The sequence below is a fragment of the Amycolatopsis sp. WAC 01375 genome (genome assembly GCF_003947325.1).
In the GTDB taxonomy this organism is placed as follows: Bacteria; Actinomycetota; Actinomycetes; order Mycobacteriales; family Pseudonocardiaceae; genus Amycolatopsis.
The window spans coordinates 72,951-89,699 of record NZ_QHHW01000029.1 but is presented as its reverse complement, the minus strand read 5'-3'; the positions used below and the strand labels follow the sequence as shown (position 1 = coordinate 89,699).

Annotated in this window: 13 protein-coding genes and 1 pseudogene; 2 read left to right on the top strand and 12 right to left on the bottom strand. The window is 68.6% G+C overall.

Going from position 1 to position 16,749, the window contains the following annotated elements; genetic code table 11:
* The 3 genes from DL991_RS19000 to DL991_RS18990 all read right to left on the bottom strand — a co-directional run bounded on the left by DL991_RS19000 (position 1) and on the right by DL991_RS18990 (position 3,280).
* Complete coding sequence (locus DL991_RS19000) at positions 1–732, bottom strand: ABC transporter permease (RefSeq protein WP_125785674.1); 732 nt, start codon at positions 730–732, stop codon at positions 1–3.
* Positions 729–1,631 (bottom strand): ABC transporter ATP-binding protein, encoded by a 903-nt coding sequence (locus DL991_RS18995; RefSeq protein ID WP_125785673.1) that lies wholly within the window; start codon positions 1,629–1,631, stop codon positions 729–731. Before DL991_RS18995 ends, DL991_RS19000 begins: the two co-directional genes overlap by 4 nt.
* Positions 1,632–1,774: 143 nt before the next feature.
* Positions 1,775–3,280, bottom strand: a complete 1,506-nt coding sequence (locus tag DL991_RS18990) for an alpha/beta hydrolase (RefSeq protein WP_199754002.1) — start codon at positions 3,278–3,280, stop codon at positions 1,775–1,777.
* 289 nt (positions 3,281–3,569) lie between these two features.
* Here DL991_RS18990 and DL991_RS18985 point away from each other — a divergent pair, with 289 nt between their 5' ends.
* Complete coding sequence (locus DL991_RS18985; RefSeq protein WP_125785672.1) at positions 3,570–4,742, top strand: macrolide family glycosyltransferase; 1,173 nt, start codon at positions 3,570–3,572, stop codon at positions 4,740–4,742.
* A gap of 291 nt (positions 4,743–5,033) precedes the next feature.
* Here DL991_RS18985 and DL991_RS18980 read toward each other — a convergent pair whose 3' ends face one another.
* From DL991_RS18980 to DL991_RS18960, 5 genes and pseudogenes are all read right to left on the bottom strand, one after another.
* Positions 5,034–6,761, bottom strand: a complete 1,728-nt coding sequence (locus tag DL991_RS18980) for an aminotransferase class V-fold PLP-dependent enzyme (protein ID WP_125785671.1) — start codon at positions 6,759–6,761, stop codon at positions 5,034–5,036.
* The gene (locus DL991_RS18975) at positions 6,758–7,525 is read right to left on the bottom strand and encodes an amino acid ABC transporter ATP-binding protein (RefSeq protein WP_125785670.1); all 768 of its coding nucleotides are present in this window, start codon (positions 7,523–7,525) and stop codon (positions 6,758–6,760) included. Before DL991_RS18975 ends, DL991_RS18980 begins: the two co-directional genes overlap by 4 nt.
* Positions 7,518–8,432: an amino acid ABC transporter permease gene (locus tag DL991_RS18970; RefSeq protein WP_125785669.1), complete on the bottom strand. Its 915-nt coding sequence runs from the start codon at positions 8,430–8,432 to the stop codon at positions 7,518–7,520. The genes DL991_RS18975 and DL991_RS18970 overlap by 8 nt, the downstream gene beginning before the upstream one ends.
* Positions 8,419–9,388 (bottom strand): annotated as a pseudogene (locus tag DL991_RS18965) (ABC transporter substrate-binding protein). Before DL991_RS18965 ends, DL991_RS18970 begins: the two are co-directional and overlap by 14 nt.
* Positions 9,389–9,545: 157 nt before the next feature.
* Positions 9,546–10,763, bottom strand: coding sequence for a glycosyl hydrolase family 8 (locus tag DL991_RS18960; RefSeq protein ID WP_125785668.1), 1,218 nt, complete (start codon positions 10,761–10,763; stop codon positions 9,546–9,548).
* Positions 10,764–10,916: 153 nt separating this feature from the next.
* On the opposite strand from DL991_RS18960, the gene DL991_RS18955 reads away from it, so the two are divergent.
* The gene (locus DL991_RS18955) at positions 10,917–11,318 is read left to right on the top strand and encodes a PPOX class F420-dependent oxidoreductase (RefSeq protein ID WP_125785667.1); all 402 of its coding nucleotides are present in this window, start codon (positions 10,917–10,919) and stop codon (positions 11,316–11,318) included.
* A gap of 160 nt (positions 11,319–11,478) precedes the next feature.
* Here the strand turns inward: DL991_RS18955 and DL991_RS18950 are convergent, their stop codons facing one another.
* The 4 genes from DL991_RS18950 to DL991_RS18935 all read right to left on the bottom strand — a co-directional run bounded on the left by DL991_RS18950 (position 11,479) and on the right by DL991_RS18935 (position 16,655).
* Positions 11,479–12,015: a TetR/AcrR family transcriptional regulator gene (locus DL991_RS18950; RefSeq protein ID WP_125785666.1), complete on the bottom strand. Its 537-nt coding sequence runs from the start codon at positions 12,013–12,015 to the stop codon at positions 11,479–11,481.
* Positions 12,015–13,580 (bottom strand): long-chain-fatty-acid--CoA ligase, encoded by a 1,566-nt coding sequence (locus tag DL991_RS18945; RefSeq protein ID WP_125785665.1) that lies wholly within the window; start codon positions 13,578–13,580, stop codon positions 12,015–12,017. The genes DL991_RS18950 and DL991_RS18945 overlap by 1 nt, the downstream gene beginning before the upstream one ends.
* A 68-nt stretch (positions 13,581–13,648) precedes the next feature.
* Positions 13,649–14,857, bottom strand: coding sequence for a GTPase (locus DL991_RS18940; RefSeq protein ID WP_125785664.1), 1,209 nt, complete (start codon positions 14,855–14,857; stop codon positions 13,649–13,651).
* Positions 14,858–14,888: 31 nt separating this feature from the next.
* Positions 14,889–16,655 carry a dynamin family protein gene (locus DL991_RS18935; RefSeq protein WP_125785663.1) on the bottom strand — a complete coding sequence of 589 codons (1,767 nt, stop codon included), beginning with the start codon at positions 16,653–16,655 and terminating at the stop codon, positions 14,889–14,891.
* Positions 16,656–16,749 lie beyond the last annotated feature (94 nt).

Sequence of the window (16,749 nt, the reverse complement as noted above, 5' to 3'; positions counted from 1 at the left end):
TCACAGTCTCGCCGTGTCGAGCCGGAACCTCGCCATCACCACGAGCGCGGGCACCACCAGCCACGCCGCGAGCACCCCGACGGCGGTCACCGTGCCCGATCCGCCGAGCACCGGCGCGCGGCCGATTTCACCGAGCCAGTAAGTCGGCATGAGGTGCCCGGCGGTGTTCATCCAGCCGGGCAGGACCTGCAGCGGGATCCACAATCCGCCGAACATGCCGAGCGGCAGCATCAGCGCGCCGGTCACCGCCTGGACGGTGTCGCCCTTGCCGAACAGGCCGATCATCAGGCCCAGCACCGCGAAGGGCAGCGTCCCGAGCCAGAGCGTGCCGAAGATCGTCAGCCACTGCCCGGTTTCGAGCCGGATACCGCGGATCATCCCGGCCGCGAAGATCACCAGCAGCACGGGCAACGCGACGAACATCCCCGCCGACACCTTGACCCCTAGATAGCCCGGCGCTCGCAGCGGCGTCAGCCTCAAGGTGCGCTGCCAGCCGTCGGTGCGCTCGGTGGCGACACGGGTGCCGGTGAACAGCGCGGCGGTCATGGCGCCGTACGCGGCCATGTTCACCATGGTCACGGTCGCGGTCGAAATCCCGGGAGCGATCTCCTGGGCGCCGAAGATCCCACCGAACAGCAGGAACATCGCCAGTGGCATGCCGATGGTGAACAACGCGAACTGCGGGCTGCGGACGATGCGCTTGATCTCCAGCGCCAAGTAGTTCATGTTCATTTCAAAGCTCCTTCGGCCGCATCGGCGGTCAGCGCGATGAAGGCTTCTTCCAGTCCCACAGCGGTGATTTCGATGTTCGAGGCGAGCGGGAACTCCCGCAGCAGGCCGCGGATGGCGGCGTCGGAATCGGCGCACCCCAGTTCCGCGTGGCCTGCCCGGAGTACCGCGCGCGACACCCCGGGTAACGCGGCCAGCGCGGCTTCGGTGGCATCCGGGACGACGGCGCGCAGCACCCGTCCGGCGACCGCGGCCCGGACCTCGCCGACCGGGCCGTCCGCGACGACGCGACCGTGCCGCATGAGCACGACGCGGTCCGCGTAGTCCTCGGCTTCGGCGAGGTAATGCGTCGCGAAGAGGACCGTGCGGCCCGTCCCGGTGTACTCGCGCATCGACGCCCAGAAGCGGCGCCGCCCGTCGACGTCCATGGCCGCGGTCGGCTCGTCGAGCACCAGCAGGTCCGGATCGCCGACCAGCGCGAGCGCGAACCGCACCCGCTGTTGCTCCCCACCGGAGAGCTTCCCGCAGCGGCGATTCGCGTATTCGATGACTCCGGCGCGCTCGAGGACCTCGCGGACGGACAGCGAATTCCGATGCAGCGAGGCGAACAGGCCGACGAGTTCGGCGACCGTCGTGTCCCTCAGCAGCGTCCCGTTCTGCGCCATCGCGCCGACCATCCCCCGGTCCATCGCCTCGGCCGCGCCGAGTCCGGCGACCCTCACCCGGCCGGAATCCGGCCTGGTCAGCCCCAGCAGTATGTCGATGGTGGTCGACTTGCCCGCCCCGTTCGGCCCGAGCAGCGCCACCACCTCCCCCGGTGCGACCCGCACGCTGACGTCGTCGACGGCCAGGACGTCACCGAAGTGCTTCACCAGCCCTTCGAGGCTGAACGCGTCCGCCATGACTTTCCCCCTTCGAGCACTCTGAATCACAAAGCTCACTTTCACTTTGTAACACAAAGTGCCCTGTCGCGGAAACCTCAGAAGTCCGTGAAGGCCTCCTTGAGGGACTCTGGGTCCCTCAAGGAGGCCTTCACGGACTTGGGCTAGGCGGGCACCGGGAGGGGCAGCGGCGCGCACTCGACGTCGGCCATCCGCCCCGGTTTGCGTTCGGGGAGCGCCCCGGTCGCCAGGTAGTCGGCGATTCGGCTGTCGACGCACGCGTTGCCGCGCGGGGTGATGGCGTGGCTAGTGCCGCCCGGCTCACCGATCAGGCGAGCGCCGGGGAACCGGCTACGCACCTCGAGGCTGCCTTCGTACGGCGTCGCCGCGTCGAGCGTCTCGCCGATCATCAGCACACTCGGCACCTTCGAGCCGTCGACCTTCACCGGCTTGCCCGGCTTCGCGTGCCAGGACCGGCAAGGAGCGTTGTACCAAGCGTTCTGCCATGTGAAGTACGGCGCCTTCTCATGGGTGCGCCAGTTGTCGCGCTTCCACTGCTGCCAGCTCGGCGGCAACTTCACGTCGGTGCACACGACGGCGAGGTAGACGGCGTAACCGTTGTCGTCGCCGCGCCCGCCGAAGCTCTCGAACAGGCCTTTCATCGTCTGCCAGTCGCCCTTGACGAACTTCGTCAGCGCGTCACCGAGCAGCGTCCAGTTCAGCTGGCGGTACGAAGCCTGCAGGAAGACGTCGAGGAACTCGGCGGGACCGATGTAGCCGCCCGCCGGCGCCGCGGCCAGCTTCTTCAGCTGCGTGTCGAAGACCTGCTTCACCGCGGCCTGGGTCTTGCCGAGGTGGTAGACGTCGTCGTGCGAGGCGACCCAGCCGAACCAGATGCCGAGGTTGACGTCGGACGCGAGATCCTGGTTCAGGAAGGCCTGATACCAGACATTGCGAGGGTCCACAGTGGAATCGAGGACCATGCGGCGGACGTGCCGCGGGAACAGTGTCCCGTAGACCTGGCCGAGGTAGGTGCCGTAGGAGTACCCGTAGAAGTTCAGCTGCTCCGCACCGAGCGCCTCGCGGATGCTTTCCATGTCCTTGACCGTGTCGGTCGTCTTCATGTTCTCGAGCAGCGCGAGGCTGTTCTTCTCGGCGCACGCGTCGGCGTAGGACTTCGAGCGCAGCAACCAGGTCTTCTCCAGCTGCCGCGTCGTCGGCACGTAGTTCGGCCGGTGGTAATCCATGTAGTCCGGGACACAGGAAAGCGCGGGCTTGCTGGCGCCGACGCCGCGCGGGTCGAAACCGACCCAGTCGTAGGCGTCGCCGGCGTGGTTGGGCACGCGCGGCCCGCGAGTCGCGAGCAGCAACCCGGAACCGCCGGGCCCACCGGGGATGGTGAACATGACGCCTTGGTACCGCGCGTCGGGCGCCTTGTGCTTGACGCGGCTGAGCGCGAGCTGGATCTGCTCACCGCGCGGCCTCGAATAGTCCAGCGGGACCGGCAGATAGCCGCATTCCGCGCCGGCGTTGATCAAGGTCTGGTCGGTACAAGCGCCCCAGGTGATCGTCCCGGCGGGCTGCGCCTCTTCCGCGGCGACGGCGGTCGCGGTCACCGCGACCGACGCGAGCGTGGCCACGGCCAGCGCGGTGATGAGAACACGTCTCAAGGTTCTCCCCTTCCCTGCGAAGGTGAAAGCCCGGAAACCCTATCCACGTCCATGACCCGCGAAAGCCTTCCGGCGAAGGTCCCTGCAAACGGCGGGTCCCGATCGCGGCAAACCGGGCAACGCGTTAACCGGTTGGGAGGCCGCGCGGGGCGCGCTAGGATCTCGATCATGATCTGCCACGTCCGCATGCGCACCGCCTGAGTCGGCGTGACCGCAGGGCCGCCCGCGACCGGGTGGCCCCTTTTCCGCGCGCCGTCTGACGCTCCTTCACGAATTCAGACAGGACATCATGCAGAACACGCATATCGCCATGATCGGCAGCACCGCGCCGAGCCACATCTACCCGTCGCTGGCCGTCATCCGTGAGCTGGTCGCCCGAGGGCACCGGGTCAGCTACGCCGTGGGCGAACCGCTCACCGGGTTGATCGAACCGACCGGGGCCGAGATCGTCCCGCATCCGTCGATCCTCCCGCTCGGCGACCAGTCGGCGTGGCCGGAGGATCCGGCGTCGCAGATGCGGGTCTTCCTCGACGAGGGCATCCAGGCGATGCCGGTGCTCACCGATTTCTACGACCGGAACCGTCCGGACCTGCTGCTGTACGACATCGGCGGGCTTCCGGCTCCGCTGCTCGCCAGGCGCTACGACGTTCCGGCGGTGCAGCTTTCGCCGACCTATGTCGCCTGGGAAGGCTACGAAGAGGACATGGGTGAGATCCTGACCTCGATCCGGACCTCACCGTCCGGAAAGGACTATTTCACCACTTTCACCCGGTGGCTGAACGAGAACGGCATCGAGGCCGATGCCTGGGACTGGATCTCCCACCCGTCCCAGGTGCTCGCGCTGCTGCCGAGGGCGATGCAGCCCAACGTCGAACGGGTGCCGTCGTCGGTCCGCTTCGTCGGCCCGGCACTGGACCCGGAACGCCTCGCCGACCGGAGCTGGACGCCGCCGTCGAACGGCAGGAAAGTCCTGCTGATGTCGCTCGGCACCGCGTTCACCGACCAGCTGGACCTGTTCCGCGCTTGCGTGGACGGGTTCCGCGACTCGGACTGGCACGTGGTCATCTCGATCGGCCAGACCGATCCGGCCGCGCTCGGGCCGCTGCCCGAGCACATCGAGGTGCGCCCGTTCGTCCCGCAGCTCGCGGTACTCGAGGCCGCGTCGGCGTTCATCACGCACGCCGGCATGGGCGGCAGCACGGAATCGCTGTGGTACGGCGTGCCGACCGTCGCGATCCCGCTGGCCACCGACGGTTTCGGCAACGCGGCGAAGCTCGCGGAACTCGGCGTCGGCGAGCAACTCGCGGCCGACGAGGTGACGGCCTCGACGTTGCGGGCCGCCGTCGAGCGGGTCGCCGGGTCGCCTTCCGTGGCAGCGCGGCTTGCCGAGGTGCGGGCCGAGACGCGCGGAAACGGCGGCATCGACCGGGCCGCCGATGCCGTGGAGTCCTTCCTGAACTAGCGCCCTCATGAGTGGTAAGGACGGTTCTAACCGTCTTTACAGCCTTGACCGGCTCGGTACCGGTGGCCTTGCCCGCCCGAGGCCTCCGTCCCTCGGCTCAGCCGAGGGACGGAGGCCTTCACGCGCAGCTGTTGTGACTACTGGTCCCTCAAGGAGGCCTTGACGGACCGTGCCTGGCACCGATCAGCAGCCGGATCCACGCCATGAAAGGACTGGTCACCCGCTGCGATGAAGGACGCTTTCATTGCAAAATTTGCTATGAAAGCGTCCTTCATCGCGCGCGCGAGAGCGTCAGGTGCCCCGGATCTCGTTCAGGTAGTTGTAGATCGTGTACCGCGTGACGTCGAGTTCCCCGGCGAGGTGGTCCACCGAGTCCTTGATGAGGAAGAACCCCGCCTCGTCGAGTTCGCGGACCACCGCCGCCTTGTGCCGCTTCTTCATCAGGTCCACCGGGATCCCGGCCTTCGCCACCGCGCGCCCGACCAGGAACCGCTGCAGGCTGTCGACGTCCGGCGGGAAGGTCTCGGGTTCGTGCCCGTTGGCTTTCGGCGAACCGTCGGACAGCCGGTTGACGCACAGGCAGCCGATCGCGACGCCGTCGGCGTCCCGCAGGAACAGCGTCGAGGAACGGATCGCCCGGCCGTCGGGGCCGTGGGTCTCGTAGTTCGTCAGGTCCTGCGTGGTGCCGCGACGGACGAGGCCCAGCAGCAGATCCGTCATCGGCCCGCCGACCGTCCGGCCGGTGAGGTCGCCCGCGATGGCGACGATCGAGTCCGGCAGCCTGCTCAGATCGTGCAGCAGGACCTCGTTGCCCGGCCCCAGCATCGCCGCGAGCGCGTGCACCGCCGGGACGAGCGCGGTGAGCAGGTCACTCGACGCCACTCCGACCGCGGGAACTCCGGAGAACACCGTGACCGGTTTGTTCAGCCGCTCCAACGCCGTCCGCACCTGTTCCGCCGCGCTCGCCGGAGTGGACGCGTGCGGGGACAGCCGGACGTGCTCCGGCCGCACGGTCGCGGCGATCCCGGCGTCCGCCAGCGCGGCCCCGACCTGTTCGGCGGCCTGCCCTGGCAGAGTGAAAGCGAGGATCCCGGCCCGCCGGTCCACGGCCGAAACCACCTCTCCCCCGGCGGATTTCACGACTTCTTCGAGTTCACCGACGCGTTCGGTGATCCGCGCGGCGATGGCCTCGACGCCCGCCTCTTCGACCAGTTCCAAAGCGGCGGCGAACGCGCCCGACGTGATCGGGCTCAAGTTCGAAATCGACCAGGCGGCCGCGGTCTCGTCGGCAGGATGGATCTCGTCGTCGAACAGGCCCGGGTCACGGGCGCCGGTCCAGCCGGACAGGATCGGTTCCATCCGCTCCAGCGCCCGGTCCGAAAGCACCGCGAAACCGGTGCCCCAGCCCGCCCGCAACCACTTCTGCCCACCGACGACGAGCACGTCCGCGACTTCCCACGGTGCCTCGGTCACCCCGAAGCCCTGGATCCCGTCGACCACGAGCAGCCGGTCGCCGACCACCTCCCGGATCGCCGCCAGATCGGCGCGATACCCGGTACGGAAGTCGACCGCGCTCACGCTGACCAGCGACGTCTCCGGCGTCAGCGCCGACTTGACCGCGTCCGCCGTGACGTTCCCGAGCGGCAGCCGCCGCACGGTCAGCCGTCCCGCCTGTTCGGCCCGCGCCCATGGGTAGGTGTTGGCCGGGAACTCCGCCGAAGACACCAGCGTCTCACCGCCGGGAGCGTTGAACGCCGCCTGGAACAGGCCGAGGCTGGTGTGCGGCAACAACACCGTGTGGTCGGTGTCGCTGCCGGAAAGCCGCGCGGCGGCGGCCTTGGCCCTGGTCTCCTGCCGCATCAGGTCGTCCACAGTGGACGGACCGGCCTTGGTGGAGGCGTCGAGCAGGCTCGCCGTCGTGTCGAGCACGGCGTGCGACGGCGGGCCGAACCGCGCGAAGTCGAGGTACCCGGCAGGCTCGTCGAACTGCAGCAGGTACCGCGGGGAGATCCGCGTCATGCGAGGACCCGTGCCAGGAACTGCTTGGTCCGCTCGTGCTTCGGAGCGCTCAGAAGCTCCCCCGGCGGCCCGGTCTCGACGACCATGCCGTCGGCCATGAACACCACCTCGTCCGCGGCCTCGGCCGCGAACCCCATCTCATGCGTCACCACGACCATCGTCATCCCCTCCGCGGCCAACGTACCCATCACCGCCAGCACCTCGCCCACGAGTTCCGGGTCGAGTGCCGACGTCGGCTCGTCGAACAGCATCAGCTTCGGTTTCATCGCTAGCGACCGGGCGATCGCGACGCGCTGCTGCTGCCCGCCCGACAGCTGCGCCGGATAGGCGTCGGCACGGTGTGCGAGGCCGACCCTGTCGAGCAGTTCGAGCGCCTGGACGCGCGCTTCCTCGGGGTTCAGCCCGAGGACCCGCACCGGCCCCTCGATGACGTTCTGCAGCGCCGTCCGGTGGCCGAACAGGTTGAACCGCTGGAACACCATGCCGATGTCGCGCCGCTGCCGGGCGACCTCACGCTCCTTCAGTTCGTACAGTTTTCCGTTGCGCAGCCGGAAACCGATCGGCTCGCCGTCGACCCAGACCTGTCCGGCGTCGATCGTCTCCAGATGGTTGACACAGCGCAGGAAGGTGCTCTTCCCCGCGCCCGACGGGCCGAGCAGGCAGACCACCTGTCCTTTGTGGACTTCGAGGTCGATCCCGCCGAGCACCTCGGTGTGGCCGTAGCTCTTGCGGACGCCGACGGCTTTGAGCAGCGGCTCAGACACGTTCACTCCTCACCAGCGGCGCGGTGCGCAAAGCCTTGGCCGCACGGGAGAACGCGCTCCGCGACCGGTCTTCGGAATCGAAGGCGCGCTCCAGGTAGTGCTGCCCGACCCCGGCGACAGTCACCACGACCATGTACCAGACGGCGGCGGCCAGCAGCGTCTCCATGACCAGCAGGTTGTTGGACGAGATGTTGTTGGCGGCGTGGATCAGTTCGGTCACGCCGATCACCGACGCCATCGACGTCCCTTTGAGCATGTTGATGAAGTCGTTGCCGGTCGGCGGGATGATCACCCGCATCGCCTGCGGCAGCACCACGCGGCGCAGGGTCGCGCCAGGCGACATCCCGATGGACTTCGCCGCCTCGGTCTGTCCACTGTCGACACTGTTCAGCCCGGCGCGGACGATCTCCGCCATGTACGCGCTTTCGTTGAGCGCCAAGCCCAGCAGCGCGGCGGTGAACGCGGTGATCAGCACATTGGTCTGCTCGTGCAGCAGGTGGCCGCCGAACGGCAGCGGGATCGAGATGAACTCGAACACCAGCGCCAGGTTGTACCAGATCAGGATCTGCAGCAGCACCGGAAGCCCGCGGAACAACCAGATGTAACCCGCCGCGAACCAGCGCGCCACCGGATTCGCCGAGCGGCGCATCAGCGCGATCACGATCCCGATGACGATCGCCGAACCCTGTGCGATCACCGCGAGCAGCACGGTGTTGAGCAGACCGACCGCCATCACCCGGTACCAGAGGAACTCCGGGACGGAATCCCACTGGATCTGGGCGTTCCCGAGCGCGATCCCGAGCAGGATCAGCAGCGCGAGGATGACGACGGCACTGACCCAACGACCCCAGTGCCTCAGCCGGACGATCGGCAGCGGCTCGGCTGTCGACCCCCTAGCTTCCGGCATTGAGCTTCGCCTCCTTGACCGCGCCCTGCTCGACGCCCCATGCCTGGAGAATCTTGCCGTAACCGCCGTCGGCGATCAGGGACTGCAGTGCCTTCTGGACGGACTCGGCCAGCGGCTTGTTCTCCTTGTTGACGCCGATCCCGTACGGCCCGCCGTTGATCGGCTCGCCGGGGACGACCTCGAAGAACTTGCCATCGCCCGCGGTCCGCGAGATGTAGACCGCACTGGGCAGGTCGTTGAGGATGGCGGCGACCCGGCCGGTGCGGAGCTGGTTCTGGTTCTGGGTGTCGGAATCGGTCGCGGTCACGGTCAGCGCGGGCTTCCCCGCCTGCGTGCACTTGCCGTTCTGCTCTTCGGCGAACTTCTGGTGGCTCGTCCCCTGCACGACCGCGACGTTCTTGCCGCACAACGTGTCCGCGCCGGTGATCTGGTCCGGGTTGCCCTTGCGGACCATGATCGTGATGCCGGAGGAGAAGTAGTCGACGAAATCGATCTGCGCCTGACGGGTCTTGGTGTCGTTCATCGCGGCCATCGTGAGGTCGACGCGGCCGGACTGGAGACTCGTGATCAGCGAACCGAACGCCATGTCCTGGTGGTGCACGGTGACGCCCAGCTTCTTGCCGATGGCCTTGGCGAGGTCGACCTCGTAGCCGATCGGGGTCTTGCCGTCGGCGGCGTAGAAGTTGTTGGGCGCGGACTGCAGGTTCGAGGCCAGGTGCAGCATCCCGGCCTGCGCGTACTTCGCGGGCAGGGTGCCGGCGACGGCGGCGTCCTTCTGGACGGACTCGATCAACGCGGTCGTGTCCGGGATGGCGGCGGGGGCGCCCGGGGCGGCGGGTTCCTGCCCCGCCGGCTCCGTCGGGCCCGCCTCCGCAGGCCGCGGTGACGAGCGCGGCCAGGCCGGTGAGCACGGCCAGGCGCCAGGTTCGGGTCAGGGTGAGCGGCGTCGACGGCATGAAGGACCTCCACGAGCTTCGGATGGTCGCCGACGCTACAACTGGCTGTTGAAGAGGTCAACTCGGAGTTGAAATCCTGTCCAGTCGATGTCCGTTTCGTGCGTGAAGGCCCCTTCCCTCGGCTGAGCCGAGGGAAGGGGCCTTCACGCGAGTGGGATCAAACCGCGATGTAGTTCCCCGAGAGGATGAGCAGGACCTGCACGGTGATGCCGGTGCCGTAGTAGTCCTTGGCGTTCGGCGACCACGTCGTGATCGAGGTCCACAGCTTGTCCAGCCAGGCCTGGCTGCCCGGGTCGTTCATCGCCGCGATGGCGAACGACGCGGTGAAGCAGGGGTGCTGACCCGTCTCGCCCGGCAGTTTGGACCCGGACAGCGTGTAGCCGGTGGTGATCTTGGCCGGGTCGCCGCCGGTGTTCTGCCGGATCCAGGTGTTCATCTTCCGCACCTGTCCCTGTGCGGGGCTTCCCGAGACGGTGATCCCGTCGACGCCGAGTCGCCACGGGTCACGGCAGGCGTTGTAGGCGTAGTGCGGGTCGTTGTCCTCGAGGAAGCCGTCCGGAGCGGGCTTCGGCGTGGAGTTGGTGTTGACGACGAAGTCCGGGATCAACCCGGTCTTCGGCGCGTACTGCTGCTGAAGCTGGGTGACGGCCTTCTCCTGGCGGGTCCGGACCTGACCCCAGAACGAGTCTCCGGTGGCCTTCTCGAACGCGCGGAGGTGACCCGGCATCCAGTCGGAGGATCGGGAGCTGTTGATGTACTTGCCGCTGTCGGCCCAGTCCGCCAGCCGCATGAACTTGGTGTCGGGGTTGACCTCGCTGCGCTTGATCGCCTTGATGATCCGCAGCGCCTCGGCCTTGTAGTTCACCGAACCGCCGCTGCCCCAGACCTTGTCGGCGAGGAGCAGGCCGTAGGCGATCTCAAGGTCGCCGTCCGTCGCCGCGTCGCTGCCGTTGACACTCTTGCAGTTCGGATCCTGCTCGGCGGCGTGCAGATCCTTGTCGATCACCGACGGATGCGCCTTCACGAACTTCAGGATGCCGTCGAAAACGGTCCGGGCCTGCGAGTCCTTGGTCCCCATCATCGCCGCGATGGTCATCCCGTAGCCCTGACCCTCGGCCACGAAGGCGTGGTCGGCGTCCGGCGCCTTGACCGCGTAGGTGCCCGTCCCGCACTTCGTGGTGAGGAAGTTCTTCTTCCAGTAGTCGTAGTACTTGGCGAGGGCGGCGTCCTGCGTCGCCTGCGACACCGACGGGCGCAGAACTCCCGGCAGGTAAGGGGTTCCCTGAGTGGTCACCGCGGTGGCGGGGGCGGTCGTGGCGACCAGCCCGGCGGTCAGCGCGGCCGCGGCCAGCACTGTCCGAACGGTCTTTCTCATGGCTCCTCCGGAAACGTCGTTGGTGGCGGCGGCGCGTTCCGAGAGTGACATCCGGGTCGGTCAAAAACAAGAGAGTTAAGAAAGTTTCCTTACTATTACCTCAAAAGACGCCTTCGTGATCGGCGGCCGAGGCCGTGTCCTAGCGTTGACCGCATGACGATCGACCTGAGCGCGCGCGGCGAGACCTTCCGGGACTTCTGGACCGAGCGGCACCTCGCCACCCTGACCACCGTCCGACCGGACGGGACCCCGCATGTCGTCGCGGTCGGGGTCACAGTGGACTTCGATGCCGGGATCGCCCGCGTGATCACGTTCCGCTCGTCCAAAAAGGCCCGCATGGTCAAGGAAGCGGGCGAAAAGGGCATTCCGGTCGCCGCCTGCCAGCTCGACGGACCACGCTGGTCCACTTTGGAGGGACGCGCGGTGCTGCGCGAAGACCCGGAGTCGGTGCGCGACGCCGAGAACCGCTACGCCGCGCGGTACCGGCAGCCCAAGCCGAATCCGGAACGCGTGGTCATCGAGATCACCGTGACCCGGGTCCTCGGCAACGCCTAGGCCGTGTCCGGTAAGTCTGTTCGATGGGCTTCGTGATCCAGGTGGTTCCTGGCGGTGCGGGCGGATCGGCCTCGTACCAGGTCGTACTCGGCCGCGTCCGCCCGTGCCGTCAGGGACCACCTGGGCGCGAAGACCGCGAACATGACTTACCGGACACGGCCTAGGCGAGCACCAGCCGGGTGTATTCGTCGAGGATCTCGCCGAGGTCGGTGAATCCCCCCGCCGAGGCCAGCTGCTGATACCCGACCAGCATCGCCAGCCCGAGCGAGGTCACGACCTCCGCGCGACGCCGGTCGGGGATCAGCTCGGCCACCACCTTCCCGACCGTCTTGACCCGGGTGTCGTCGACGCGTTTCTGCGCCACGCGAACGGTTTCGTCGTTCGCCGCCCAGGCACGGATGGCCGCCTCCGCACGATGTCTGAGGCCGCGCGTCAGGCTCATCAGCGCGGCGAAGTCCGCCTCGGGCCCGCCGGAACCGAAGTCCAGTTCCCGCAGGATCCGCACCTGCCGCTGCGTCCAGAATTCGAGCAGCGCGCCGACGAAAGCCGGCCAGCCGCCGAAATGGTGGTAGAAGGATCCGCTGGTGACGCCCAGGCGTTTGCCGAGCGTGCCGACGTTGAGGCCGGCGAACCCGGACTCGGCGAGGATGTCCAAGGCCGCGTCGAAGTACTTCTCGCGACTGACGATCGACGGCATCAGACGGCCCGCTCCCGCCCTTCCCAGTACGGACGCCGCAGGGTGCGTTTGAGGATCTTGCCGGTCGCGTTGCGCGGCAACGCCTCCACGATTTCGACCGTACGCGGGCATTTGTAGTGCGCCAGCCGTTCCCGGCAGTATCCGACGAGTTCGTCGACGTCGACCCGCTGCCCGGGGGCGGGGGTGACGACCGCCTTGATCTGTTCTCCCCAGCGCTCGTCGGGGACACCGATGACGGCGACCTCGCCAACCGCGGGATGTTCGGCGATGACCCGCTCGACCTCGGGCGAGTAGACGTTCTCGCCGCCGGTGATGATCATGTCCTTGACCCTGTCTTCGATGAAGACGAAGCCGCCGTCGTCGACCCTGCCGACGTCGCCGCTGCGGACCCAGCCGTCGACGATCGTCTCCGCGGTCGCCTCGGGTTTGCCCAGATAGCCCGCCATCGCCTGGTCGGTCCGGAACCACAGTTCGCCAGGGGCCCCGGGCTCGGCGTCCTCCAGCGTCGCCGGGTCGACGACCCGCATCTCGACCCCGGTCAGCACCGTGCCCGCCGACGCCAGCCGCTCGGGCCCGGCCGGGTCGCGATGTGCCTCCGGATCGAGCGCCGTCACCACTCCCGACAGTTCGGTCATGCCGTAGACCTGCACGAACCTGGTGTCCGGCCAGGCGGCGAGCGACTTCCGCAGCAACGGGAGCGGCATCGGCGACGCGCCGTAACCCAGGTACTTCAACCGCGAGAACGCGGCGACGGCCTGCTCCCCCGCCTGCACGATCCCGGCGACCACGGCGGGTACCAGGAACGCGTGCGTGACCCCTTCGGCCAGCGCGCCCAGCAGGGACTCGCCGTCGGGGTCGCGGGTCATCGTCGTCGGCTGCCCGTAGTGGAAACCGATGATGGCGTAACAACTCCCGCCGACGTGGAACAGCGGCATCGCGACCAGGTTTCGGTCGCCTTCCCCCATCGGGAACTGCGCGCCGGCGTTGCGGCTGTGCGCCAGCAGGTTCCGGTGCGTCAGCACGGCGCCCTTGGGGAAACCGGTGGTTCCGCTGGTGTAGATGACCAGCGCGCCGTCGTGTTCGCCGACCTCGGGTGACAGCCCGGCGGGGGCCGCTCCGGCCAGGAAGTCCTCGTACTGGTCGTCTTCTCCGCCGACGACGATCACGCGCTCGACCGACGGCAGCCGATCACGCAGCGCCTCGACGGCGGCCAGCGATTCCGGACCGGCGAAGACGATCCGCGCGCCACTGTCGCCGAGGACGTACGCCAGTTCCTCCGGTGCGAGGCGCCAGTTGACCACCGCGTTCGCCGCCCCGAGCGAGGACGCGCCGAAGGTCACCTCCAGGCAGGCGGGCGTGTTCTTGTCGACGAACGCGACCCTGTCCCCCCTGCCGAGCCCGGCGGCCGCGAGCGCGCCGGTGACCCGCCTCGCCCGCTCGTCGAGTTCGGCCCAGGTGAGCCGCCGCCCCTGGTACGAGAGAGCTTCCCGCTCGGGAGTCGTCTTCGCCCAATGCGCGAAAAGTTCACCGAGAAGCCGCACATCCGGACGCACGTCGTCGGGCATGCCGGACCCCTTTCGCCTGGTCAGAGTCACCATAGAGAGGTCTATGGTGACTCCGGGACCGGAAGGCGTCAAGCCACGAACAGGCTGAGCAGTCCCTCGACCGAACGCACGATCACCCGTGCGGCGGCGCGTTCGGCGTGCGCGGCATCGGGCCGTTCAGCCTCCTGCCGCCAGCGGACGAGCGCGCCTTCCGCGGCCGCGTGGATCTCGGCGGGATCCGCGTCGGGTTCGAGACCGAGCCGCTCGGTGGGCGCGAGTCCCTGCGCGCCGAGCAACCGGACGGCCTCCTCGGCGATCTCCCCGGACAACGCCGTGCGGCCACCGCGGATGCCGGCGATGAGCCGCAGTTCCCGGAAGTCGTGCGCGGCCGCGGCGAAGCGCTCCACGCGGGCGGCCAGCCGGTCACCGTGCGGAAGCGGTTCGGCGGCGAGCAGCCCTTCCAGCCGCACCACCGCCGTGCGTGCCTTCAGCGCGTCGGCCCTCGCGACGAAGCACCCCGCGAGCGTGTCCCGCAGGTCGCCGAGGCCGCTGCGGTGCACGAGTTCCGCCGAGAGTTTCAGCCTGCTCTCGCAGCCGGTGCGGATCAGGGTGATCGCCAGCCGGACTCCGTAAAGGCCGAACCGCGACACCAGGTGTTTCCTCGACTCCGGCGGGACCGCCACCGGGAACGGATCGTCCACAAAGGAATCCACGGACAGGAGATACCGCTCCAGCTCCGGCCGGGTGACCGACGCCAGCGCGCGCAGTACCTCGAATTCGTCGTCCCGCAGCGCGCGTCCCGCGTACCCCAGTTGTCCGGCGACCGCGATGACCCCCTGGAATCCAGCGCAATCCGGGTCCTCGCGCCAGGCCCGGCGTGCCAGCTGTTTCGCGGTGAGCAAGGCGTCGATCCGGCCCGCGCCGACCTCGTCGGCCCTGCCGAGCACCAGCACCGAATTCACCGCCGTCTGCCGCGCGAACGGCGAACCGCCCACCGGCCGGGTACCGGCGAGTTCGTCGGGTTCGAGATGACGCACCAGGCGCACGGTCGCGTCGACGTGTTCGGCCGGCGCCGGGGTGTCGAACAGATCGAGTTCACGCAAGGCCCTGGTCGGCCATTCCGCCAGCGCGGAGACCAAAGTGGACTTCCCGGTGCCCGGCGTGCCCGCGAAGCCGACCCGCAGCGGTTCTTCCAGTCGCTCCAGGCATTCCCGCAGCATCGCCACCGCATGCGGGCGGCCACGATAGTGCGCCGCGGCCTCGTTCAGGAGTTCACGGACATCGAGTGCGGTGTTCATGCCGCCTCCGCGGAAAAGAGTACGTCGGCGGTCACGCCGAAAGCTCCCGGCGCGGCGCGGCGCCACTGCCGAGCGCCCCCGCCTTCCGGTGCAGAGCGGCCAACCGATCGATCTCCTTCTTGACCCGCTGGGTGCGCCGGTCCCGTTCGGCGGAGCCCGCGATGATCAGTTCCCGTTGGCGGGTCAGCTCTTCCGCGAGTTCGTCGGACAACGCGACGAAATGATCGCGCAGCCGCCGCTGGACCTGACGGACCTCGTCCTTGATCTCCTTGCTGAACCGGATGAACACGTCGTCGACGTGGCGCTGCGCCGCGGCCTTCGCCAGCGCCTGGCGTCGCTGCAACCGCATCCCGCCTTCGTCGCGCACACTCTTGGTCGCGAACGCGACACCGGCGCCGAGCGACACCGGGTTGATCAGGGGCAGCCCGGCGAGACTGGTGACCAGGCCGAACATCAGCACGCCGCCGTAGGAGCCGCGCAAGCCGGTGAAGAGTTTCTGCCCGATCTTGAACCGCTCGATCTTGGGGGCGCCGACCTCGGGGATCGAGTCCACTCCGGACCCGGTCAGCGGCAGTTCCGGAGCCTGGCCGTAGCGCGGCCCGAAACTCGTGGCGACCGCGTGCGCGATCCACGTCGCCCGGTCGGACACCCAGTTGTAGTTCGTCTCGACGGCTTCGGCGAGGTTCTCTTCCAGCCAGGTCTGGAAATCCGGCCAGATCTGCACCGGATCGCCCTCGTCGAAGGTGCGGTCGATATGGCGCACGATCACCCTGGTCCGCTCGCGCAGATCGTATTCGGCGTCGGAGATCAGGTCGGTGATCTCGTCCGACAACAGGTTCTGCCAGCGGACGTTCTGCCGCCGCAGCTCCTCGGTGCGCCGCTGTGCCTGGTGCAGCAGGGTGATCTGATCGGCCCCGTTGTCCTGCGAGACGGCGTTGAGCCGCGCCTGCAGCGTCTCGACGAGTTCGACCGCCGCCGCCCGCACACTCACCGCGGCGGCGAGCGCGCGGGTGCGCTCGATCGGGCGCGCGGCTTGTTCCCCCACCCAGTTCAGGAGTTCCGGGAAACCGGACCGTCCGTTCAGGCCGGCGTCACCGGCCTTCGCGGCCGCCTGGCGCACCGTCGCGGACACGGGGAAGACGTCGGCGACGACACCGGTCTCGGAGAGCGCGGCACGATTGCGGGCGGCGAGTTCCCGCCAGTCCGGGCTCACGTCGATCTTGGTCAGTGCCAGCACCAACGCGGGGCACCAGGTCCGGATATGCCTTGCCAGCGCCAGTTCGGCCGGCTGGAGTTCCTGCGTCGCGTCGGAGACGAGGATCACCGCGTGCGCGTCGGCGAGGACGTCGAGGGTGGCGGCCGTGCGCGGCGATCGGGGATCCCCGATCGCCGGGGTGTCCACCAGCACCAGTCCCGTGCCGAGCAGTTCGCGCGGCAGGCCGACTTCGACCCGGCGCAGCGAACCGGGCGGCCGTACCTCGAGTTCCTTGGCGAGATTCCCGACCGGCACGCTTTCCCTGGCGTGCCCGATCAGCGTCGCGGCGGGGTCCGCGGCGTAACCGATCTCGGTGGGCACGGCGGGCGTGCTCGCGTCCCCGACCGCGCAGACCGGCGCGTTCAGCAGCGCGTTGAGCAGGTAACCCTTGCCCTGCTTGGGAAAACCGACCACCGCGATCCGGGTGCCCGGCGCCTGCTGGTCACGTCTGCGCCGGAGGCGTTCGGCCAGGTCGGCGCGACCGTGGGCGGCACAGGCGTCCAAGGTCTCGTTGAGCACGTCGAGCCAGGCTGGGGCTGTCACGGGGATGCAGTGTTCCCTTAACCAAGCGCGGAATCAATGTGGCATGGGCCAACAATGCCCTGCGGGCCCCGCGACCTGGTGCGGTCGCGGGGCC

Bases quoted from the DNA above. Each gene is read 5' to 3' on its own strand.
- DL991_RS19000 (WP_125785674.1), bottom strand. From the start codon at position 732: ATGAACATGAACTACTTGGCGCTGGAGATCAAGCGCATCGTCCGCAGC.
- DL991_RS18995 (WP_125785673.1), bottom strand. From the start codon at position 1,631: ATGGCGGACGCGTTCAGCCTCGAAGGGCTGGTGAAGCACTTCGGTGAC.
- DL991_RS18985 (WP_125785672.1), top strand. From the start codon at position 3,570: ATGCAGAACACGCATATCGCCATGATCGGCAGCACCGCGCCGAGCCAC.
- DL991_RS18980 (WP_125785671.1), bottom strand. From the start codon at position 6,761: ATGACGCGGATCTCCCCGCGGTACCTGCTGCAGTTCGACGAGCCTGCC.
- DL991_RS18970 (WP_125785669.1), bottom strand. From the start codon at position 8,432: ATGCCGGAAGCTAGGGGGTCGACAGCCGAGCCGCTGCCGATCGTCCGG.
- DL991_RS18960 (WP_125785668.1), bottom strand. From the start codon at position 10,763: ATGAGAAAGACCGTTCGGACAGTGCTGGCCGCGGCCGCGCTGACCGCC.
- DL991_RS18955 (WP_125785667.1), top strand. From the start codon at position 10,917: ATGACGATCGACCTGAGCGCGCGCGGCGAGACCTTCCGGGACTTCTGG.
- DL991_RS18950 (WP_125785666.1), bottom strand. From the start codon at position 12,015: ATGCCGTCGATCGTCAGTCGCGAGAAGTACTTCGACGCGGCCTTGGAC.
- DL991_RS18945 (WP_125785665.1), bottom strand. From the start codon at position 13,580: ATGCCCGACGACGTGCGTCCGGATGTGCGGCTTCTCGGTGAACTTTTC.
- DL991_RS18940 (WP_125785664.1), bottom strand. From the start codon at position 14,857: ATGAACACCGCACTCGATGTCCGTGAACTCCTGAACGAGGCCGCGGCG.